The 19,627-nt window shown below is 69.1% G+C and carries 17 protein-coding genes; 9 read left to right on the forward strand and 8 right to left on the reverse strand.

Features of this window, described 5'->3' with window-relative positions:
- Positions 1–234: 234 nt before the first annotated feature.
- Together ACFONC_RS01025 and ACFONC_RS01030 are read left to right on the forward strand one after the other, a co-directional pair.
- Positions 235–390, forward strand: coding sequence for an entericidin A/B family lipoprotein (locus ACFONC_RS01025; protein WP_386741686.1), 156 nt, complete (start codon positions 235–237; stop codon positions 388–390).
- Between the two features lie 476 nt (positions 391–866).
- Positions 867–1,067 carry a CsbD family protein gene (locus tag ACFONC_RS01030; RefSeq protein ID WP_386741687.1) on the forward strand — a complete coding sequence of 67 codons (201 nt, stop codon included), beginning with the start codon at positions 867–869 and terminating at the stop codon, positions 1,065–1,067.
- A 65-nt stretch (positions 1,068–1,132) separates the two neighbouring features.
- Here the strand turns inward: ACFONC_RS01030 and ACFONC_RS01035 are convergent, their stop codons facing one another.
- Positions 1,133–1,960, reverse strand: a complete 828-nt coding sequence (locus tag ACFONC_RS01035; protein WP_386741688.1) for a hypothetical protein — start codon at positions 1,958–1,960, stop codon at positions 1,133–1,135.
- A 132-nt stretch (positions 1,961–2,092) separates the two neighbouring features.
- Here ACFONC_RS01035 and ACFONC_RS01040 point away from each other — a divergent pair, with 132 nt between their 5' ends.
- From ACFONC_RS01040 to ACFONC_RS01050, 3 genes are all read left to right on the forward strand, one after another.
- On the forward strand, positions 2,093–3,445 hold the full coding sequence (locus ACFONC_RS01040) for a tryptophan--tRNA ligase (RefSeq protein ID WP_386741689.1): 1,353 nt from the start codon (positions 2,093–2,095) through the stop codon (positions 3,443–3,445).
- The gene (locus tag ACFONC_RS01045; RefSeq protein ID WP_386741690.1) at positions 3,442–3,762 is read left to right on the forward strand and encodes a hypothetical protein; all 321 of its coding nucleotides are present in this window, start codon (positions 3,442–3,444) and stop codon (positions 3,760–3,762) included. The genes ACFONC_RS01040 and ACFONC_RS01045 overlap by 4 nt, the downstream gene beginning before the upstream one ends.
- Positions 3,763–3,845: 83 nt before the next feature.
- Positions 3,846–4,781 carry an MBL fold metallo-hydrolase gene (locus tag ACFONC_RS01050; RefSeq protein ID WP_386742199.1) on the forward strand — a complete coding sequence of 312 codons (936 nt, stop codon included), beginning with the start codon at positions 3,846–3,848 and terminating at the stop codon, positions 4,779–4,781.
- 15 nt (positions 4,782–4,796) lie between these two features.
- Here the strand turns inward: ACFONC_RS01050 and ACFONC_RS01055 are convergent, their stop codons facing one another.
- The 5 genes from ACFONC_RS01055 to ACFONC_RS01075 form a co-directional block, all read right to left on the reverse strand.
- Positions 4,797–5,180, reverse strand: coding sequence for a VOC family protein (locus tag ACFONC_RS01055; protein ID WP_386741692.1), 384 nt, complete (start codon positions 5,178–5,180; stop codon positions 4,797–4,799).
- Positions 5,181–5,274: 94 nt separating this feature from the next.
- Complete coding sequence (locus tag ACFONC_RS01060) at positions 5,275–6,663, reverse strand: dihydrolipoamide acetyltransferase family protein (RefSeq protein ID WP_386741693.1); 1,389 nt, start codon at positions 6,661–6,663, stop codon at positions 5,275–5,277.
- A gap of 98 nt (positions 6,664–6,761) precedes the next feature.
- Positions 6,762–7,787: an alpha-ketoacid dehydrogenase subunit beta gene (locus ACFONC_RS01065; protein ID WP_386741694.1), complete on the reverse strand. Its 1,026-nt coding sequence runs from the start codon at positions 7,785–7,787 to the stop codon at positions 6,762–6,764.
- Entirely contained in the window at positions 7,784–8,857 is a 1,074-nt protein-coding gene (gene pdhA / locus ACFONC_RS01070) for a pyruvate dehydrogenase (acetyl-transferring) E1 component subunit alpha (protein ID WP_386741695.1), read from the reverse strand. Before pdhA ends, ACFONC_RS01065 begins: the two co-directional genes overlap by 4 nt.
- An 811-nt stretch (positions 8,858–9,668) precedes the next feature.
- Positions 9,669–13,229, reverse strand: a complete 3,561-nt coding sequence (locus ACFONC_RS01075) for a lamin tail domain-containing protein (protein WP_386741696.1) — start codon at positions 13,227–13,229, stop codon at positions 9,669–9,671.
- Between the two features lie 135 nt (positions 13,230–13,364).
- Between ACFONC_RS01075 and ACFONC_RS01080 the strand changes: the two genes are divergently transcribed.
- Complete coding sequence (locus ACFONC_RS01080; protein ID WP_386741697.1) at positions 13,365–14,225, forward strand: tryptophan 2,3-dioxygenase; 861 nt, start codon at positions 13,365–13,367, stop codon at positions 14,223–14,225.
- A 482-nt stretch (positions 14,226–14,707) separates the two neighbouring features.
- Entirely contained in the window at positions 14,708–16,309 is a 1,602-nt protein-coding gene (locus ACFONC_RS01085; protein WP_386741698.1) for a peptide MFS transporter, read from the forward strand.
- A gap of 25 nt (positions 16,310–16,334) precedes the next feature.
- On the opposite strand, the gene ACFONC_RS01090 is transcribed toward ACFONC_RS01085, so the two are convergent.
- On the reverse strand, positions 16,335–17,213 hold the full coding sequence (locus tag ACFONC_RS01090; RefSeq protein WP_386741699.1) for a helix-turn-helix domain-containing protein: 879 nt from the start codon (positions 17,211–17,213) through the stop codon (positions 16,335–16,337).
- A gap of 93 nt (positions 17,214–17,306) precedes the next feature.
- Here ACFONC_RS01090 and ACFONC_RS01095 point away from each other — a divergent pair, with 93 nt between their 5' ends.
- Positions 17,307–17,771 carry a DUF6265 family protein gene (locus tag ACFONC_RS01095; RefSeq protein WP_386741700.1) on the forward strand — a complete coding sequence of 155 codons (465 nt, stop codon included), beginning with the start codon at positions 17,307–17,309 and terminating at the stop codon, positions 17,769–17,771.
- Positions 17,772–17,835: 64 nt separating this feature from the next.
- On the opposite strand, the gene ACFONC_RS01100 is transcribed toward ACFONC_RS01095, so the two are convergent.
- On the reverse strand, positions 17,836–18,336 hold the full coding sequence (locus ACFONC_RS01100) for a MarR family winged helix-turn-helix transcriptional regulator (RefSeq protein ID WP_386741702.1): 501 nt from the start codon (positions 18,334–18,336) through the stop codon (positions 17,836–17,838).
- A gap of 112 nt (positions 18,337–18,448) precedes the next feature.
- Here ACFONC_RS01100 and hppD point away from each other — a divergent pair, with 112 nt between their 5' ends.
- Entirely contained in the window at positions 18,449–19,558 is a 1,110-nt protein-coding gene (gene hppD / locus ACFONC_RS01105) for a 4-hydroxyphenylpyruvate dioxygenase (RefSeq protein ID WP_386741703.1), read from the forward strand.
- Positions 19,559–19,627 lie beyond the last annotated feature (69 nt).

Consider the following 19,627-nt stretch of genomic DNA (forward strand, 5'->3'; position numbering starts at 1 on the left):
AAGGCGGGGACCCACAGGGGGAAAGCGCGCGACTAGCGCATCAGGGTCGTCCCCGCGAAAGCGGGGACCCACAGGGGGAAAGCGCGCGAACATGATGCCTGGCTGACCGGAAGCGCGCCCTCGCGCGGACAATGCGCCCGATTGCACGCGGCATTCACACCCGGATGGGGTTTCATTCACGGCGCGGGCCGCAGACTTGCCCCGCGGTCCACCCCATTCGTGAAGGAGAGTTCCATGAAGCGCCTCATTCCCTTGGCATTGCTTGCCCTGTTTTCTGCCAACTTCCTCGTCGCCTGCAACACCGTGGAAGGTGCCGGCAAGGACGTGGAGAAGGTTGGCGAGAAGGTCCAGCAGGCCGCAGACGACACTGGCGGAACCGATCCGCGCTGATCGCAAATCGACCGAACCAGAGACGGGCCGGCTCAGCCGGCCCGTTTTTTTTTGTTCTTCACCCATCTGAGGGGAGGCACGACGACCGGTCGCTCATGCGGGCTCCGGTGAGTCGCCGTGTCCTGTCGGCCGGGAGCCGCTTTTCCCTCAGCGGGACATCCTGTCCCGATTCGGGCGCGCGCCATCCATGGCGCGCTTGTCGCGGCCCCCGGCCGACAGGACACGGCTCACCTTGATGTGACCTTCATCGCTTCGGTTGAAGCCGCGTAGGTCGGGGTTACGTCCCCGACGGCTTTTGATCTTCGGTTGCCGATGAAGAAGCCATGACAGCGAATCGCCGGCGCGCTGCGCCGGGATGGGCAACCGAAACTGAAGCGTTCAATGACTTGAAGCCGTTCGTAACGCCTTGCCCACGCCCCATGAAGCCGCTGGTTGCGAAGCTGGTGCCGTCTTCAACGAAGCCAAGGAGAACGTGAGTGAACAACGACATCATTGCCGGCAAGTGGACGCAGCTCAAGGGCAAGGCGCAGGCCAAGTGGGGCGAGCTGACCGACGACGTGTTCGACATCGCCGCCGGCGACAGCAAGTACCTGGCCGGCAAGCTGCAGGAGCGCTATGGCTGGGATCGCGAGCGCGCCGAGCGCGAAGTCGACGAGTTCGGCAACACGCTGAACTGATTCGCGCCCTGGAAACGACGACGGGCCGGCAATCGCCGGCCCGTTTTTCTGCCCGGGCGGAGCGGCTATGGCGGATCCGGCACGAAACCGCCCGGGAACGCGCGCGGCGCCTGCGCGAACGGCCGACGTGGCCATCGCTCGCGAGGAAGGATGCCGAGCGCGGCCAGGCGCCGCGGCGTGTCGTAGCGCAGTTCGGTGACCTGGGCCGGTCGCCGGCTGGCGCGTACGAAAGTGGTGCGCGACACCGGCGCCCATTCGCGCGCGCCGTGGCCGGTGCCGATCTGCTGGCGCGCCGCGTCGGCCGTCGGTGGCGGTGCTGCGGCAGGTGCCTCGGCCGCCATCGCAGACGCGGCACCGGAGGCCTTGCGGGTCTCGGCCTGCGCCTGCGTGTCGGCCGGATACGGATACGGAAGCGGGCGCGGCGGCGGTGACCAGGCGCGGGGCGCACGCCGTTCGTGGAACACGGCGATCCCGATCACGCCGACGTTGCCAGGCCTGCCGGTACGCGCGGCGTAGCTGTCGGGCAGGTCGGTGAAGCGGAACCGCGCGACCTCGTCGAGCGACTTGCGCCAGCCGTCGATCTCCGTGCTTTGCCACGGCGCCAGCACGTAGCCGGCCTGCGACGGATCGGCGTCCTCGCCGGTGACCGCGTTGACGCCGTCCACCGACAGCACCACCAGCACGCGCTCGCCGCTGGTGTTGGTCAGGCGCACGGCGTAGCGATGGCCGGGTACGCCGGCCAGCCAGCGATCGCCGCGATGGCGGTACTGCGGCAGCCAGCGGCCGTCGTCGCGGTCGACGACGGCAAGTTCCACCTGTGCGCGCGCTGCGGACGGGAAGCAGGCGAGGGCGGCGAGCAGCGCCGCGCAGCAGGACGTGAGGATTCTCGACATGGCCGGTCTCCGGGCTTGGGGACTGACGAAAACGTGCCGGTGCGGCCACCGGGGTTGCGGCCGGCCGACCGTGCGCGCGGCCCGGCGGCGGCCGCGGGCTAAAATGGCCGCAACGCAAGCTCCGGCCCCGCCATGACCCCGCGCAAGACCCGCATCCTTACCGGCATCACCACTTCCGGCACTCCGCACCTGGGCAACTACGTCGGTGCGGTCCGCCCGGCAGTGGCCGCGTCGAAGGCGCCGGACGTCGAAAGCTTCTACTTCCTCGCCGACCTGCACGCGCTGATCAAGGTGCAGGACCCGGCGCGCGTGCAGCGCTCCACGCTGGAGATCGCGGCGACATGGCTGGCCTGCGGGCTGGATCCGGGCCAGGTGTGGTTCTACCGCCAGTCCGACGTGCCGGAAATCACCGAGCTGACCTGGATGCTGACCTGCGTGGCCGGCAAGGGCATCCTCAACCGTGCCCACGCCTACAAGGCGGCGGTGGACCGCAACCGCGCCGACGGCGAGGACGACGACGCCGGCATCAACGCCGGATTGTTCATGTACCCGGTGCTGATGTCGGCCGACATCCTGCTGTTCAACGCCGACAAGGTGCCGGTGGGCCGCGACCAGGTCCAGCACATCGAGATGGCGCGCGACTTCGGGCAGCGCTTCAACCACCTGTATGGCGAGCCGGCTGGAAAGCAGTATTTCCGTTTGCCCGAGGCGGCAATCGAAGAGAACGTGGCCACGCTGCCCGGGCTCGACGGCCGCAAGATGTCGAAGAGCTACGACAACACGATCCCGCTGTTCGCGCCGCGGGCGACGCTGCGCAAGCTGATCGCGTCGATCGTCACCGACTCGCGCGCACCGGGGGAACCCAAGGACGCGGACGACTCCAACGTGTTCCAGCTCTACCAGGCCTTCGCCAGTGCGGACGAAACGGCGGCAATGCGGCGCGAGTTCGAGCAGGGCATCGGCTGGGGCGATGCCAAGCAGCGGTTGTTCGAGCGCATCGATTCCGAGGTCGCGCCGCTGCGCGAGCGCTACGAGACGCTGATGGCCGAGCCGCAGAAGATCGAGCGCCTGTTGCGCGATGGCGCCCAGCGCCTGCGTGAGGCCCATGCGCAACCGCTGCTGCGCGAACTGCGCGCGGCGGTCGGCCTGCGCGACCTGTCGCAGGGGACCGGCGGCGCGCGCAGGAAGGCGGCCGCGAAGGCCGCGTTGCCGCAGTTCAAGCAGTACCGCGAGGCCGACGGCCGCTTCCACTTCAAGCTGGTCGATGCCGATGGCGCGCTGCTGCTGCAGGGCACGGGCCACGAATCCGCGCGCGAAACCGGGCAGCTGGTCGCGCGGCTCAGGCAGGCGGGCGGCGCGGGGCTGCGCGCCGACGCGGGCACGGTGCGGCTGGAGGACGTCGTCGTCGGCGAGCTCGGCGACGACGTGGCGCTGGAGGATGTCGTCGCCGCCCTGGCGCAGTTTTCCGCGGAGGACGCGGCATGAATCCGCAGGTCGAACTCAACCTCGGCCTGATCCTGTTCCTGCCCTGGTTCCTGATCCTGGGCGTGCTGTTCTGGCTGTTCCCGCGCCAACCGCGGCACTGGCTGCGACGGCTGTTCGACCTGGCCAGCCTGGCGCTGGCGGTCGCTGCGTTCATGATCTCGCTGTACTGGGCGCAGGGTTATGCCGATCCCGCGCACGGGCAGATGTGGCGGCAGGTGCTGGCCACCTCGATCGGCTACGGCGTCTTCCTCGGCGTGCTCACGCTCGCCGTCATCGTGCGCTGGTGGCTGTGGCGCAGGCGTCCGCCGCGGGCGTAGGCCTGCGCGCGGGGCTGCGAGTGGACTCCCTCCGTGCCGCGACTGGCGCGGCGCGAAACAACGGGAACGACATGGCTCCGGACATCGCCCGGGATGCGGGCATCACCACCATCGACACCGGCTACGGCGAGCGGCCGCGGTTCTGCGCCGCCTACCTGGTCGAGCATGCGGGGCGTGCGGCGTTCATCGACTGCGGCAGCAACGACAGCGTGCCGCGGCTGCTGGCCGCGCTCGAAGCGCGCGGGCTGGCGCGCGAGGCGGTCGACTGGCTGGTCCTGACCCACGTCCACCTCGACCACGCCGGTGGCGCCGGCACGCTGATGCGCGAACTGCCCAATGCGCGGCTGGTGGTGCATCCGCGCGGCGCGCGGCACATGATCGATCCGTCGAAGCTCGCCGCCGGCGCGGCCGCGGTCTACGGCGAGGCCGAGTTCGCGCGCCATTACGGCACGCTGCTGCCGGTGCCCGCGTCGCGGGTCGTGGAAGCGCCCGATGGCCACGTCGTCGATCTCGCCGGCCGGCCGCTGCTGTGCGCCGACACGCCGGGGCACGCGCGCCACCACATCGCGGTGTGGGACGCGACCAGCCGCAGCTGGTTCAGCGGCGACATTTTCGGGCTGGCGTATCCGGAGCTCGCGACCGCGCAGGGTGCGTTCGTCGTGCCGACGACCTCGCCGGTGCAGTTCGATCCGGATGAAATGCGTGCGTCGGTGCGGCGGCTGCTCGCCGAGCAGCCGCTCGCCGTCTACCTGACCCACTACGGGCGCGTGGACGAGGTGGCGCGATTGGGTGCCGACCTGATCGAACAGGTCGACGCGATGGTCGCGCTGGCGCGCGGGTGCGATGGCGGGTCCGATCGCCACGCGCGGCTGGTGGACGCGCTGACTGCGTTCTACGTCGAACGCGCGCGCCGCCACGGTGTGGTCGATGCGGCGGCGGTCGTGCCGCGGTTGCTGGCGCTGGACATCGAACTCAACGCGCAGGGACTGGAGGTGTGGCTGGACCGCGCAAGGAGCTGAGCCGCCGGCGCGCCGCTAGTCCCAGGTGTTGGTGTGCGGCCCGAACGGCTTGCGCTGCTGGCGGACCACGCAGAAGCGGTGGCCGCTGGGGGCTTCCATCACCCACCAAGTCTGGATCTTGCCGATCTTCTTCGCGCCCAGCGCCACGAGGCGCTCGGCCTCGGCGTCGACGTCGTCGGATTCGATGTCCAGGTGGATGCGCGAGGCGTGGTCCACTTTCTGCAGCAGCAGGATCGGCTCGTCGTCGTCGGTGGCCAGGCGCGCGTACTTGCCGTCGCCGTCCTCGTCGACGGTTTCCAGGCGCTTGCCCAGCGCCTTGCTCCAGAACTCGGCGTGGGGGGCGAGGTCGTCGACCTGGCAGTCCAGGACGAAACCCGTCAATCGGCTGCGGTGGGGCATGGGGAATCCTCGGTTCGGAAAGCGTCCGGCAGGGCGCGCCGGACGGAGCGCGCGGGGCGGGGGTCCAAGGCTGGATCGCCGCCCCGCGCGTGCGTCACTGTGCCAGCGCCAGGTCGTCCAGCATCGCCTTGAGGAAGCGCGCGGCCTCGCCGCCGGTGCAGGCGCGGTGGTCGAAGGTCAGCGACAGCGGGATCACCTTGTGCGATTCGAAGCCGCCGATCACCGGGGTGATCTGGTGGCGGCCGCGGCCGGCGGCGACGATCGCCACGCACGGCGGCACCACCACGGGCGTCGCGTAGCGGCCGGCGAACATGCCGAAGTTCGACAGCGAGATCGTGTAGCCGGAAAGCTCCGAGGCCGGGATGCTGCGGTCCATCACCTGCGCTCGCAGGCGGTTGACGCCCTCGCGCACGCCGCTCGCGTCGAGCACGTCGGCGTTGCGCAGCGCGGGCACGAACAGGCCGTCGTCGGTGTCGACCGCGATGCCGATGTCCACGTGCGGGTGCAGGGTGCGCACCAGCTTGTCGCCGTCGAACCAGGCGTTGAGCGCCGGCACCGCCTTCGCCGCGGCGCAGATCGCGCGGATCAGGCGCACGGTGACGTCGTTGCCTGGCGCCCAGGCGTGGATGTCGGCGTCGTCGCTGAGCGTGGTGGCGACGACCTGGGCGTGCGCGTCGGCCATGACCCGTGCCATGTTGCGGCGCACGCCCTTGAGCTGCTCGGGCTGGCCGGTGGCGGAGACCGACGGCGGCTGGGTGCGCATCGGCTTGCCGGACGCGGACAGCTGGGTGCGCTGTGCGGCGTCGCGCGCCGGCGCCGGGGCGGCGGCGGGCTTCGCGGCCGAAGCCGCAGGCGCCGCACCGGCTTTCGCCGAGCCATCGGCCGCGGCCTGCTTGACGTCAGCCATGGTGATCACGCCGTCGGCGCCGGTGGCCTTCACCCGTGACAGGTCGACCTTGAGCTTGCGCGCCATCGCGCGCACCGCCGGCATCGCCTTGACGCCGCCGGCCGCGGACGCCTGCTCGCTGCGGACCGCATCGGAGGATTCCATCGCGCCGACCACGGTGCCGCTGTCCTCGCGTTCGCCGCTGCCTTCGGCCTTCGGCGCGGGCTTGCCGGTTTCGCTGATCTGGCCGCCATCGTCGGAGGCGATGACCTTGTCGCCGTCGCCGGGCGCATCGCTGCCCGCGCCGCCGTGGTGGTGGCCGGTGTCCTGGCCCTCCGCGCGCTGCGGCGCGTTGGGGTCGAGCTCGAACTCGGCCAGCATCGTGCCGGTCACGATCACGTCGCCGGCGCCGCCGGCGAGCTTGAGCACCTTGCCCGAGACCGGCGAGGGCACGTCGACCACGGCCTTGGCGGTTTCCATCGACACCAGGTTGTCGTCGAGGCGGATGGTGTCGCCTTCCTTGACGTACCACTCGACGATGGTCGCGTCCGGCAGGCCTTCGCCAAGGTCGGGGAGCAGGAATTTCTTGTTGGTCATGTTCCGTTCTTCCGTAGGGCGGGTCTCGGCCCGCCGTGATGAATTGGTTTTCGCCGTGGCGCGGCCCGTGACCCGAAAGCGGCGGGTCGGGACCCGCCCTACGAATTCGCCATGGCGCGTTTCGCGGCGGCGACGATCTTGTCCACGCTCGGCAGGAACTTCATCTCCAGCCGGAACAGCGGGATGTGGGTGTCGTAGCCGGTGACGCGCTCGACCGGGGCGACCAGGTCGTACATCGATTCCTCGGACAGGCGCGCGGCGATCTCGGCGCCGAAGCCGGCGGTCTTCGCTGCCTCGTGCACGATCACGCAGCGCCCGGTCCTGGCGACCGATTCGGCGATGGTGTCGAAGTCCAGCGGCTTGAGCGTGGCGACGTCGATGACCTCGGCGCTGATGCCTTCGCCGGCGAGCTTGTCCGCGGCTTCCAGCGTTTCCTTGACCTGCGCGCCCCAGGTGACCAGTGTGATGTCGGTGCCGTCGCGCAGCACGTAGCAGACATCCAGCGGCAGCGCTTCGCCGTCGTCGGCGACCACTTCCTTGTACTGGCGGTAGATGCGCTTGGGCTCCATGAAGATCACCGGGTCCGGGTCGCGGATCGCGGCGAGCAGCAGGCCGTAGGCGCGCTGCGGCGACGACGGCAGAACCACGCGCAGGCCGGGGACGTTGGTGAAGATCGACTCGTTGGCCTCGGAGTGGTGCTCGGGCGCGCGGATGCCGCCACCCCACGGCACGCGCAGCACCATCGGGCAGGTCAGGCGGCCGCGGGTGCGGTAGCGCATGCGCGCGGCGTGGCAGACGATGAAGTCGACCATCGGATACATGAAGCCGTCGAACTGCGCCTCGGCGACGGGCTTCATGCCCTGTGAGGCCATGCCGACGGTGAGGCCGGCGATGGTGGTTTCGTCGAGCGGCGTATCGAGGACGCGCTCGGTGCCGAAGGTCTGCGACAGGCCGGCGGTGGCGCGGAACACGCCGCCGTTGACGCCGACGTCCTCGCCCAGAACGATCACCGAGTCGTCGTTGCGCATCTCGTAGGCGAGCGCCTGGGTGATCGCCTCGATCAGGGTGATGGCGGCCGGGGCGGCGGTGTCGGCCGCGGCGGCCTGCTTCTTCGCGGCGCTCATGCGCGCTTCTCCAGGGCAATGGCGGCTTCGCGCTGTTCGAGCAACTCCTGCGGCGGATCGCCATACAGGTAGTCGAACATCGCCTCGACCGGCTGCACCGGAAGTTCCAGGTAGGCGTTGATCTCGATGTCGACCAGGCGCCCGCATTCCTCGAGCCAGGCCTTTTCCTGCTCTTCGTCCCACAGCTTCTGCGCGACCAGGTACTTGCGCAGACGCAGCATCGGTTCGCGCGTCCATGCGTCCTTGACCTCGTCCTCGCCGCGGTAGCGGCGGGCATCGTCGGCGGTGGTGTGGTCGTGCAGGCGGTAGGTCATGAATTCGACCACGCTGCCGCCTTCGCCCTTGCGCGCGCGCTCGGTGGCGCGGCGCATGGCCTCAAGCACGGCGACCAGGTCGTTGCCATCGACCTGCAGGCAGTGCAGCCCGCCGGCCAGGCCCTTCTGCGCCAGCGTCTTGGCGCCGGTCTGCGCCGAGCGCGGCACCGAGATCGCCCAGCCGTTGTTGATCACGCACAGCACCAGCGGCAGCGTGTAGGCGCCGGCGGAATTGAGCGCTGCGTAGAAGTCGGTCTTCGACGAACCGCCGTCGCCGCAGCACGCCACCGCGATCCGGTCCTGCTTGCGCAGCTTGAACGACAGCGCCGCGCCGGAGGCCATCAGGCACTGGGTGGCGATCGGCACGCACCACGGGTAATCGTTCTTCGGGCCCTGGAAATCGTTGCCGCGCTCGTCGCCGCCCCAGTACATCAGCACTTCGCGCGGCTGCACGCCGCGCATGAACTGGGCGCCGTACTCGCGGTAGCTGGGGGCGAACACGTCTTCGGGGCGCATGGAAGCGCCGATGCCGACATGCGTGGCCTCGTGGCCGAGGCTGGCGGCGTAGGTGCCGAGCTTGCCGGTGCGCTGCAGGGCGATGGCCTTGGTGTCGAAGGTGCGCACGTAAAGCATCTGCTTGAACAGCGGCAGCAGCGCCTTGGCGTCCTTCACCGCCGGCGGCAGCTTGCCCGACAGCTTGCCGTCGGGGCCGAGGTACTGGAGGTATTCGATTTCGAACTTCGCGGCGATGGTCATCGCAATCCTGTGTCCTGGGTGGTGTCGGGGCGGGTCCGGGCCGCGCGCGCCCGCGGGTGCGCGGTGGAGGTCCGGACGGGCGGGCCGGAGCCGGCATGCCGGTCCTGGCCCGCGTCGCGGGGCGCGTGGCCCCGTGACAGTCCGCCGATGATACCCGCTGGCGCGAAAACTCCCGTTGCGCGCTGCGACAGGGAGACGGTGGCGTATGGATGCCAGCCCCGTCCCGCTCTTGTAGGAGCGGCTTCAGCCGCGAGCTTTGGTGATGCGATGACATTGCAGGGCGAAGCGGGTGATCCGACTTGGCCCGCGACCTGACGGGCCCGGCGCGAGCCGCAGGCCTTCGGGGCGAATGTCCCCCGGCATCCGCCTGCGGCGGCTGCCTCCTCCTTTATTTCGCCCCGAAGGCCTGCGGCTCGCGCCGGGCTGTGGATTGCAGGCTTTGCCGGAAAGCCAAGCCCTTGCCTGGGAAAACTCCCATCAATTCGCCTTTGATCGTCATTCCCGAGAGCGGGGACCCCAAAGCCTTGGCGTTTCCATGCTTGAAGTCACTGGATCTTCGCTTTCGCGGGGTGATGCCGGTTGTTTAGACGTTTCGTTTGTGCCTTGAAGCGGCGAGAAAAAAGGAACGCAGGGTGCGAATGCCATTGGTGCGAAATCAAGGAGGAGGCGTCGGCCGCAGGCCGATGCCGGGGGACATTCGCACCAATGGCATTCGCATCCTGCGCCCCGGCATGCGCGCATTCAAGGCGGTGGAAAGAGCAAGAGAAAGCGCGGCCGGAGCCGCGCTTTCCCTGGACTGGCTGCGCGCTGGTCAGAGCACGCTGGTACCGAACGAGGCCTGGTTGTCACCGGGATTGGCGTCCGGCGTCGGCGACGTGGCGGAGCCCTGCACCGTGATCACGCGCCCGGCGGGCGTGGGCCGGGCGTTGACCTTGACCGCGAAGTCCACGCTCGCACCGGCCGCCAGCGACGTGGCGGTACAGGTGAACGAGGCCGAGCGCGGGCCGCCGTTGTACTGCTTGCTGCAGTGCCAGCCGGCAGGCGCGGCCACCGAGGCAGTCGCGGTCATCGTGTTGCCCTCGATCACCAGCACCGGCTGCGCGGCGGCAATGCCGCCGTTGTTGGCCAGGGTGAACGCGTATTCCGCACGGAATGCGTTGCGCGGCAGCGTGGCCGGGCCGTCGATCGACAGCGACAGGTCGACCTGCGGCGGCAGGAGCACCTGCAGCGCCGCCTGCGCGTTGTCGTTGCCTTCGACCGGATCCGGCGTCTGCGACTGCACCGCCGCCGCCAGGCCCAGCGTGGTGCCGGCCTGCGCCGCGGCGGCGGTCACGGCCAGCGAGAACTGCTGGGTCGCGCCCGCGGCCAGCGTGTCGATGGTGCAGGTGACCGTGGTGGTGGTCGTGGTGTCCGGCGGGCTGCACGCCCAGCCGGCGGCCGGCGTGACCACCGGTTCCACCGCCTGGTCGAACACGAACGCGACCGCCGCGAACGCCGCCGCATCCGGCCCGGCATTGCCCACGTCCACCGTGAACGTCGCCGTCTCGCCCGGCAGCACGCTGCCCGGCGACACGCCCGCGGCCACGTGCAGGTCGGCCGACTGCGCCGCCTTGAGCCGCAGCAGCAGCAGGGTCGGGTCGTGGTCGGACAGGCGCGTGGGCGAGTCGGTGGCGTTGCGCGCCACGGCCGGGAAGTCGGCGTTGATGCGTGCGTGGCTGACCGACAGCGTGTCGACATCGGCCGCGTTCATCAGCGCGGCGTTGGCCAGTACGTGATCGAGCGACTGGATGTTGCCGTCGAACGCGTACGAGTAGCTGACGTCCGGGGTGTTGAGGAACGTCAGGTCGTACAGGTCCGGATCGACCAGGTCGGCGCCGTCGCCCGGCACCACGGTCGTGTCGTCCGCGCTGGGCAGGCCGGTGACCGTGCCCATCGAGTCGCCGTAGCCATCGTTGAACTCGAAGGCGTTGAAGTCGCCCAGCACCACCAGGCGCTCGGACGGATTGGCGGCCTGCCGGCCCTGGACCAGGTTGGCAAGGAACTTCGCCTGCTCCTGGCGCTTGGCGCGCACGCGCACGCCGCTGGTGCTGTCTTCCTCGGCGCTGTTGAGCGAGCGCTGGTGGACCACGATCGCCGCCAGCGGCAGGCTGCGGCCGTCGGCGAAGTTGACCTGCGCCTGCAGCAGCAGCGGTGGGCGGTCGTTGAGCAGGCTGGTGTCGCCGTCGGGCTCGATCCAGGTCGTCGCCTTGCCTTCCTGGGTCACGCCCAGCACCTGCACGCGCGGGATGCCGGCGCCGACTTCCGCGGTACTGACGAGGTAGCCCACGTCGATGCCGCCGACGTCGTTGCCTTCCTCCAGGTAGGCCGCGTACTGCGGGTCGGGCTGGCCGCTGGCGACCGCGTCCTCGCTGATCCGCGCGGCGATGGCCTGCAGCACGGTGAGGTTCTCGATCTCCTGCAGGGCGACGATGTCGGGTGCGTGCAGGTAGTCGCGGATCGCCATCGAGGCCTTGTCCAGGCGGGTCTGGTAGGCGAGCGGGGTGAGCACCGGTTCGCCGACCGCCGGGTCGTTGGTGTCGTCGAAGAAGCGCTCCATGTTGAAGCTGGCGATGGCGACGTCGTCCGCGCCCGGCGCCAGTGCGGGCGCGGGCAGGGCGACGGTGCTGCAGTCGACCTGCACCGAGGTCTCCGGGTAGATCGTGTAGCGGCGGAAGGTGTAGTCGAGCGGGCCGGTCGCGCCGGTGACCAGGCAGCCGGACATCACGTCGGCGGTGTCGCCGCCGAGCGCGCGGCTGCTGACCGCAACGACTTCCGGATTGGTGTTCCAGCGCGGCACGCCGGCCGGGCTGCCGGCGGGCAGCGGGTCGGGCTGCTGCACGCCGGGCTGGCGGTACGCGCGGGCGACGCCAGTGACCACGGCGTGGAAGACGCCGTTGCTGGTCGCGGTGGCGTTGGTCTCGCTGACGCTGCCCAGGGTGGGCGTGTTGACCGTCAGGCTGGCCGCGGTGACGCGCATGCCTTCGAGGCGTTCGAGCTGGTCGAAGTCGCCCGCCGGGTCCGGGAACGTGGCGGTGAGTTCGATCGGCGCCGGCAGCGGATTGCCGGTGGACACCAGGGTGACGACCGGGGAGCCGCCCAGTTCGGTCAGCGGCGGCTGGGTCGGGTCCTGCGAAGGCACGTACTCCTGCACCTCGCCGCGCACCTGCACGCGGTTACCGACCACGACGTCGGCCGACGGCGCGGCACTGGTGAACACGAACACGCCCTCGGAGGTCAGCGGGTTGGCGTCGGCCTCGGCGTCGGGCATCTGGATGAAGAAGCCGTTGTTGCGCACCGCGGTGACGATGGCGCTGGTGATCACGGTCTGCCCCAGCAGCGGCGAACTCGCACCCGCGCCCTGGATGGCATGCACCGGGACGATGTTGAAGTCATCGCTCAGGATCGTGCCTGTGGCCTGCAGCGAGGCCGGCAGCGCGCCTGTGACGTTGGAGACGTCGACGAAGAAGGTCTCGTCGGCCTCGTTGTCGGTGTCGCCGATGACCTGCACGGTGACGCTGGCGCTGTCGTCGCCTTCGGCGATGGTCATTGCGGTCGTGGCGATCGCGACGTAGTCGCTGCCGGCGGTCGCCGTGCCGTCGCTGGTGGAGACGTCGAACGAGACGCCGCCGGCGCCGGCCGGTTCGCTCAGGCTCAGGACGAAGTCGAACGCCGTGTTGCCGCTGTTGCCCTCGGCGAGGCCGACATTGGCGACCGTCAGCACCGGCTGGCCGCCGCCTGCGCACAGGTTCGGCGGCGAGGCACTGTTGCGCGGGTCCGGCGTGCCGGACGTGAAGTCGGCGCCATTGACGTTGGTGTCGGTGCAGCCGCCGCCGTTGCGCAGCGCGGCGGTGGTGTTGCTCAGCCCGGGCGCGGCGTCCGAGCCTTCGGAGCAGTTGGCGCTGCCGTAGCCGACGAAGTCGACGTTGCCGGTCGGGCAGGTGCCGCCGAGCGCGGTGGTGCTTTCGCTCAGCGCGACCTTGCCGTTGCTGCCGCTCATGGCGATGCCGCCGGTGGCGTCCGGCGTGGGCAGGTCCACGGTGCCGCCGTTGCCGTCGGCCTGCTTGACCAGGTAGTAGCCGCCGGGGCCGATGCTGCCGGCCAGCGGCGTGACCTGCCAGCTGGAGCCGGACGACGAGGCGTACTGCACCGACCAGCCGTCGACGCTGACCGCCTCGGTGCCGTTGTTGTGCAGCTCGATGAAGTCGCTCTTCCAGGTCGCGCCGGAGTTGCCTCCGCCGCCGTACACCTGGCTGATCACCACTTGCGCGTGCGCGGCGCTCACGCCGCAGGACAACAGCAAAGCCAGCGCCAGCCGGCGCGCGAACCTGTTCATGGAGCCACTCCCCTTGTGCGAATGAGATCCTGTCTTGCAGGCGGCCCCCCACCGCGAACGCCCGATTCTGCCGCAGCCCGATGGCAGGTGCATGACGCAGCGCGGCGTGATCGGGTTTGTCGCTAAAATGAACGCATGGCCATCGACAACAACGAGCGCGCGCTCGAGGACGGCATCCACACCGACCTGGCGGGGCGCATGACCTATGCGGGCTACCTCCGGCTGGACCGCCTGCTGTCCGCGCAGACCCCGCTGTCGAAGCCGCCGCACCACGACGAGATGCTGTTCATCATCCAGCACCAGACTTCGGAGCTGTGGCTGAAGCTGCTGATCCACGAGCTCACGGCGGCGGTGGCCCACCTGCGCGGCGACCGCGTGTGGCAGTTCGGCAAGGTGGTCGCGCGCTGCAAGCGGGTGCTCGACCAGCTCACCGCGCAGTGGTCGGTGCTGGAGACGCTGACGCCCTCGGAGTACATGGAATTCCGCGAAATACTGGGCCCGTCGTCGGGCTTCCAGTCGCTGCAGTACCGCACGGTCGAGTTCCTGATGGGCAACAAGAACGCGGGGATGCTCAAGGTATTCGCGCACGATCCGGAGGGCGCCGCCGGGCTGCGCGCGGTGCTCGAGGCGCCGACGCTGTACGACGAATTCCTGCGATATCTGGCGCGCTGGGGCCACGCGGTGCCGGCCGCGCACCTGGAGCGCGACTGGTCGAAGCCGCACGTGTCCGACCCGGCGCTGGTGCAGGTGTTCGAGCGCATCTACGAGGACACCGCCACCCACTGGCGCGAGTACGCGTTGTGCGAGGACCTGGTGGACCTGGAGACCCAGTTCCAGACCTGGCGCTTCCGCCACATGCGCACGGTGATGCGGATCATCGGCTTCCGCTCCGGTACCGGCGGCTCCAGCGGCGTGGGTTTCCTGAAGCAGGCGCTGGACCTGACGTTCTTCCCCGAATTGTTCGAAGTCCGGACGGTGGTTGGGCCTGCCAGATAGTTTTTGGTTCTTCGCCTATCAGTGGGGATGCACGACAAGTCGACGATGCGTGCTCCGGTGGGACGCCTTGACGTGATCATCGGTGCTTCTGCCGAAGCCGCGTAGGTCGGGGTTAAGTCCCCGACGGCTCTTGATCTTTGGTTGTTGAAAGAAGCATCGACAACGAACTGCCAGTGCGGCGTCCCGACCGGGGCATGCGGAAAGCAGGCCATGGATGGCCTGCGGCGGCGAGTCAGGCATGGATGCCTGCCGAGCCGGGGAGCATGCCCCGGTCGGGGCGCCGCTCCTTCCGAAGCCCGCGCTTCAGACGGTCTGCCTGGGTCGCCGCCTCCTGGTTGGGTGAAGAACCGGCTTGTTGCACCGCAACATACCCCTGTTCATTTGACGCGCTTGCGACCCAGCAGGTAAACCTCTCCCCTTTCGTCCGCGCCGTCACGGGGCGGTCACTTTTTCCAAGCACCTGATCAGGGGAGATCCGACCCGTGGTAACCACACCAGCTCCGGCCGGAAACGAAAAGACGTTCCTCGGCCATCCGCGTGGCCTTTACATGCTGTTCTTCGCCGAGATGTGGGAGCGCTTCTCCTACTACGGCATGCGCGCGCTGCTGGTGCTGTACCTGACCAAGCACTGGCTGTTTTCCGACGGCGACGCCTCGATGGTCTACGGCGCCTACACGGCGCTGGTCTACATTACGCCGGTGATCGGCGGCTATATCGCCGACAAATACCTGGGCCAGCGCAAGGCGGTGGCCTTCGGCGCCATCCTGCTATGCATCGGCCACTTCATGATGGGCATCGAAGGCAGCGGCGGCGGCGACAGCCCGGCCATGAACGCCTTCTGGCTGGCGCTGGCGTTCATCATCGTCGGTACCGGCTTCCTGAAAGCCAATATCTCGGTGATGGTCGGCCAGCTGTACCCGCGGACCGACGTGCGCCGCGACGGCGCGTACACGATCTTCTACATGGGCATCAACCTGGGTGCCGCGCTGGGCTCGCTGCTGTGCGGCTACCTGGGCGAGGTCTACGGCTGGAAGTACGGCTTCGGCGCCGCCGGCGTCGGCATGCTGCTGGGCCTGATCGTGTTCGTGATCGGCAAGCCGCTGCTCAAGGGCAATGGCGAGTCGAGCAATCCGGCAAGGCTCCGGGAGCGCGTCGCCGGGGTGCCGTTCGAGTGGCTGCTGTACCTGCTGGGCATCGTGCTGGTCGTGGTGTGCTGGTGGATGGTGCAGAACCAGGAAGTGGTCGGCTGGGGCCTGGGCGTGACCGGCGCGGCGCTGCTGGGCTACGTAGGCTGGGTCGCCATCACCAAGCTGGATGCGCATGCCCGTGACCGGATCTTCGCCGCGGTCATCCTGATGATCGGTTCGGTGTTGTTCTGGGCGCTGTTCGAGCAGGCCGGGTCATCGCTGAACCTGTACACCGACCGCTATGTCGACCGCATGTTCTTCGGCTGGGAAGTCCCCGCGTCGATGTTCCAGTCGATCAACGCGATCTACATCATCCTGTTGGCGCCGCTGTTCGCATGGCTTTGGACCACGCTGGGCCGCCGTGGCCTGGAGCCGTCGGCGCCGGCCAAGTTCGGCCTCGGCATGATCCAGCTGGGCGCGGGCTTCCTGGTGCTGGTGGCCGGCGCTGCGGCGGTGGCCTCCGGCAACGCCACGCCGGTGCTTTTCATCTTCCTGATCTACCTGCTGCATACGATGGGTGAGCTGTGCCTGTCGCCGGTCGGCCTGTCGGCAATGAACCGGCTGGCGCCTACGCACATGGCCAGCCTGATCATGGGTTGCTGGTTCTTCGCCTCCGCCACCGGCAACTTCGCGGCCGGCATGATTGCCCGCGCCACCGGCTCGGAAGCGGCTTCGGGCAGCGATGCCGCCCAGGACGTGGTGCTCGGCGTCTACTCGAAGATCGGCTGGATCGCGATCGCGGTGGGCGTGGGCTTCCTGGTCATCTCGCCGCTGATCAAGAAGCTGATGCACCTGGGCACCATGAAGGACGACGACGACCACATGCTGGCTGGTGAGTCCGAACTGGCCGAGCCGGCCGCCGCGGGCATGCGGACCGACGGCGAACGCAAGCGGTAACACCGCTTGACCGGCCGCCGCGGGTTCAGCCCGCGGCGACCGGGCTGGCGCCTTCGGCGCGCAGTTCGAGTGTGTGCTGCCCGCGAATGAAAGCCGTGGCCAACCGCAACGCCTCGTCGCCCCCGCGATCCGAGCGCAGCGCGCGCACCAGCCGTGCCGGCGTAATGCCGGTCCAATGTGCCAGGTCGTGCGTGGCGTGGGCCTGGTCGGTGTAGCCATGGGCGGCAGCGGCTTCGGCGATGCCCGCGATGCCGTCGTCCAGCGTGCGTAGCAGCGCCTGCAGGCGACGCACTCGTGCGTACTCCTTCGGCGTCATGCCGACGGCCGCGAGGAAGCGCGCCTGCAAGGTGCGCAACGAGATGGCCAGCTGCGTGGCGAGCGTGCCGATGCGCAAGTCGCCGGCGCGCTCGTCGAGCCTGGCCACCGCGCGCTCCACCAGTGCGTCGGGCACGAAGGTGCCGCAGCGCCCGCGCATCAATTGCCACAGTGGTTCCGGGGAGCGGGATGCGGCGCTGGCCTGCGCCGCCGCATGGAAATCCGCTGCAAACGCCGGATCGAGGGTCCGCAGGTCGGGTGCATGGTCGCGGAGCCGCGGCAGCGCGGCGCCGGCCACCAGCGCGCTGCACGCCGGGGCCAGGCGGATGCCGATGCAATGCACCGGGCCCGCGGCCTGTAGTCGGATGGGACCCCGTTGCTGCGCCGCGAAGCACAAAGCCTGGTCAGCGCGCACTTCGCCATCGGGACCATGGAAGCGCAGCGGCACGCCCAGCTCGGCCAGCAGCTCGCAATGGCCATCGGGATAGATGGCATGCACGCCGTCGCCGGGCGCGTCGTCTTGCAACTCCCACAGGCATTGGAGATGCCTGCGCAGATCCTGGGGCGGGGCGTGCTCGACATATTCCATCGGCACGACTTGACACCGGGTCGCGTGTTTTTACAAGCCGCCCGCCCCGGCCAGCGGTAGCCTGTCCCCGTTTTTCATCCGGAGGAGTGGGGCATGGGGAACGCGAAAACCTTGCTGGGGGTGGCTCTTGCGCTGGCGATGGGTCCTGCGGGGGCGGACCAGCCGGCGATCGGGCTGGCCTGGATGGCCGGGCACTGGTGCAGCGAAGAGGACGGACGCCGGATCGACGAGGTCTGGCTGCCGGAGGCCGGGGGAATGCTGCTCGGGATGGCGCGCACGGTGCGCGGCACGGAAGTGCAGTCGTTCGAGTTCATGCGCATCGTGTCCGACGGGCGTTCAGTGAGCTTCCACGCCCAGCCCAACGGCGCGCCGCCGACGGTGTTCACCATGGTCGCGAGCGGCGAAGGCTGGGTCCGGTTCGCGAATCCCGCGCACGATTTCCCGGACCAGGTCGAGTACCGGCGCGAAGGCGACCGGCTCGGCGCCTGGATCGCCGGGCCGGGCCCGGACGGCGCACGGATGCGGATTGCGTTCGAATACCGCGCCTGCGGCGGCTAGCCGCCGGCAGCCGGCTTGGCACGCAGGCGTGGCCCCGGCCTGCGCAAGTCCGCCGTGCTGGCGCTCAGTCGCGCGGTTCCGCGCCCACCTCGGCCTGCAGCTCCAGCTCGTCGAGGCGATCGAGCAGCCGGAACAGCAGGTCGCGCTCCGGCGCTTCCATGCCGGCGAGCAACCGTTGCTCGAAATCCAGCGCCAGCGGCGCGACCTCGTCGTAGATGCCATAACCGGCCTCGCTCAGCGCCAGCACCGAACGGCGACGGTCGTCGCCGTGCACTTCGCGCTCCAGCAGCCCGCGTTCCAGCAGCCGGGCCACCGCGCGGCTGACCGCGACCTTGTCCATCGCCGTGCGCACGGCCACGCCGTTCGCCGACAGGCCGGCGAAGCGCCCGAGCACCGCGATCACCCGCCACTCGGTCACCGCCAGGCCGAAGCGCTCGACGTAGAAGTCGGCGATGGTCTGGCTGACGCGGTTGGAGAGCACGCTCAGGCGATAGGGGAGGAAGCGTTCGAGGTCGAGTACGGCGTGCGACTGCGCGTTTCCGGCGGTGGACGGGTCATCGGGCATGCTGCGCTGCGCCTTGCAAATGGTTTCATCTGAAACTATAACGGCTCACCATCCAATGCAAGCCGCGCCGCCGCATCAGGCGCCGCGTCGCCACGTCACCGAGGAGTCCTCCATGAGCGCGCAGCCGCAGACCAGCCAGGGCCCGAACCTGGGCATGACCGTCACCACGTTCGAGAACCCGATGGGCATCGACGGTTTCGAATTCGTCGAGTTCGCCGCGCCCGAAGGCCAGGGCGAGGCCATGCACGACTACTTCGCGCGCATGGGCTTCACCGCCGTGCTGCGCCACAAGACCCAGCCGATCACGGTGTATCGCCAGGGCGGGGTGAACTTCCTGCTCAACGAGGACCCGGATTCGTTCGCGGCCGACTTCGCGAAGCAGCACGGCCCGTCGGCCTGCGGCTTCGCGATCCGCTTCAACAAGCCTGCTGCCGAGGTCTGCGACAAGGTGCTGGCCAACGGCGGCGAGATGGTGACCGACAAGCCCGACACGAAGGCCGTCGACGCGCCGGTGGTCAAGGGCATCGGCGACTGCATGCTGTACCTGGTCGATCGCTACGGCGACAAGGGCAACATGTACGACGACTACCTGCCGATCCAGGGCGCCGACCAGGACCCGAAGGGCTTCGGCTTGACCTTCATCGACCACCTGACCCACAACCTGTACTTCGGCAACATGCAGAAGTGGTCGGACTACTACGAGAAGCTGTTCAACTTCCGCGAGATCCGCTACTTCGACATCAAGGGCGCCAAGACCGGCCTGGTGTCGAAGGCGATGACCGCCCCGGACGGCATCGTGCGCATCCCGCTCAACGAGTCCAACGACCCCAAGAGCCAGATCAACGAATACCTCGACGCCTACAAGGGCGAGGGCATCCAGCACATCGCGCTCTTCACCGACGACATCTACGAGACGGTCGAGAAGATGCGCGCCGAGGGCGTCGAGTTCCTCGACACGCCCGACACCTACTTCGAGGTGATCGACCAGCGCGTGCCGGACCACGGCGAGGACGTGGCCAGGCTGGCGAAGAACAAGATCCTGATCGACGCCGACCCGGAAACCCACCAGCGCAAGCTGCTGCAGATCTTCACCCAGAACGCGTTCGGCCCGATCTTCTTCGAGATCATCCAGCGCAAGGGCAACGAAGGCTTCGGCGAGGGCAACTTCCAGGCCCTGTTCGAGAGCATCGAGCGCGACCAGATCAAGCGCGGCGTGCTGTAAGACGCGGGCGAGCCCGCTGTTGCTTCTGGCCCCCTCTCCCTCCGGGAGAGGGTTGGGGTGAGGGTCCGG

This window comes from Luteimonas soli, from assembly GCF_042648865.1.
Classification (GTDB): Bacteria; Pseudomonadota; Gammaproteobacteria; order Xanthomonadales; family Xanthomonadaceae; genus Luteimonas; species Luteimonas soli.

Coding starts and splice junctions, on each gene's coding strand:
- ACFONC_RS01100 (WP_386741702.1), bottom strand. CDS start 18,336: ATGCCCGATGACCCGTCCACCGCCGGAAACGCGCAGTCGCACGCCGTA.
- ACFONC_RS01080 (WP_386741697.1), top strand. CDS start 13,365: ATGGCCATCGACAACAACGAGCGCGCGCTCGAGGACGGCATCCACACC.
- ACFONC_RS01060 (WP_386741693.1), bottom strand. CDS start 6,663: ATGACCAACAAGAAATTCCTGCTCCCCGACCTTGGCGAAGGCCTGCCG.
- ACFONC_RS01065 (WP_386741694.1), bottom strand. CDS start 7,787: ATGAGCGCCGCGAAGAAGCAGGCCGCCGCGGCCGACACCGCCGCCCCG.
- ACFONC_RS01095 (WP_386741700.1), top strand. CDS start 17,307: ATGGGGAACGCGAAAACCTTGCTGGGGGTGGCTCTTGCGCTGGCGATG.
- ACFONC_RS01055 (WP_386741692.1), bottom strand. CDS start 5,180: ATGCCCCACCGCAGCCGATTGACGGGTTTCGTCCTGGACTGCCAGGTC.
- ACFONC_RS01045 (WP_386741690.1), top strand. CDS start 3,442: ATGAATCCGCAGGTCGAACTCAACCTCGGCCTGATCCTGTTCCTGCCC.
- ACFONC_RS01035 (WP_386741688.1), bottom strand. CDS start 1,960: ATGTCGAGAATCCTCACGTCCTGCTGCGCGGCGCTGCTCGCCGCCCTC.
- pdhA (WP_386741695.1), bottom strand. CDS start 8,857: ATGACCATCGCCGCGAAGTTCGAAATCGAATACCTCCAGTACCTCGGC.
- hppD (WP_386741703.1), top strand. CDS start 18,449: ATGAGCGCGCAGCCGCAGACCAGCCAGGGCCCGAACCTGGGCATGACC.
- ACFONC_RS01075 (WP_386741696.1), bottom strand. CDS start 13,229: ATGAACAGGTTCGCGCGCCGGCTGGCGCTGGCTTTGCTGTTGTCCTGC.
- ACFONC_RS01025 (WP_386741686.1), top strand. CDS start 235: ATGAAGCGCCTCATTCCCTTGGCATTGCTTGCCCTGTTTTCTGCCAAC.
- ACFONC_RS01090 (WP_386741699.1), bottom strand. CDS start 17,213: ATGGAATATGTCGAGCACGCCCCGCCCCAGGATCTGCGCAGGCATCTC.
- ACFONC_RS01040 (WP_386741689.1), top strand. CDS start 2,093: ATGACCCCGCGCAAGACCCGCATCCTTACCGGCATCACCACTTCCGGC.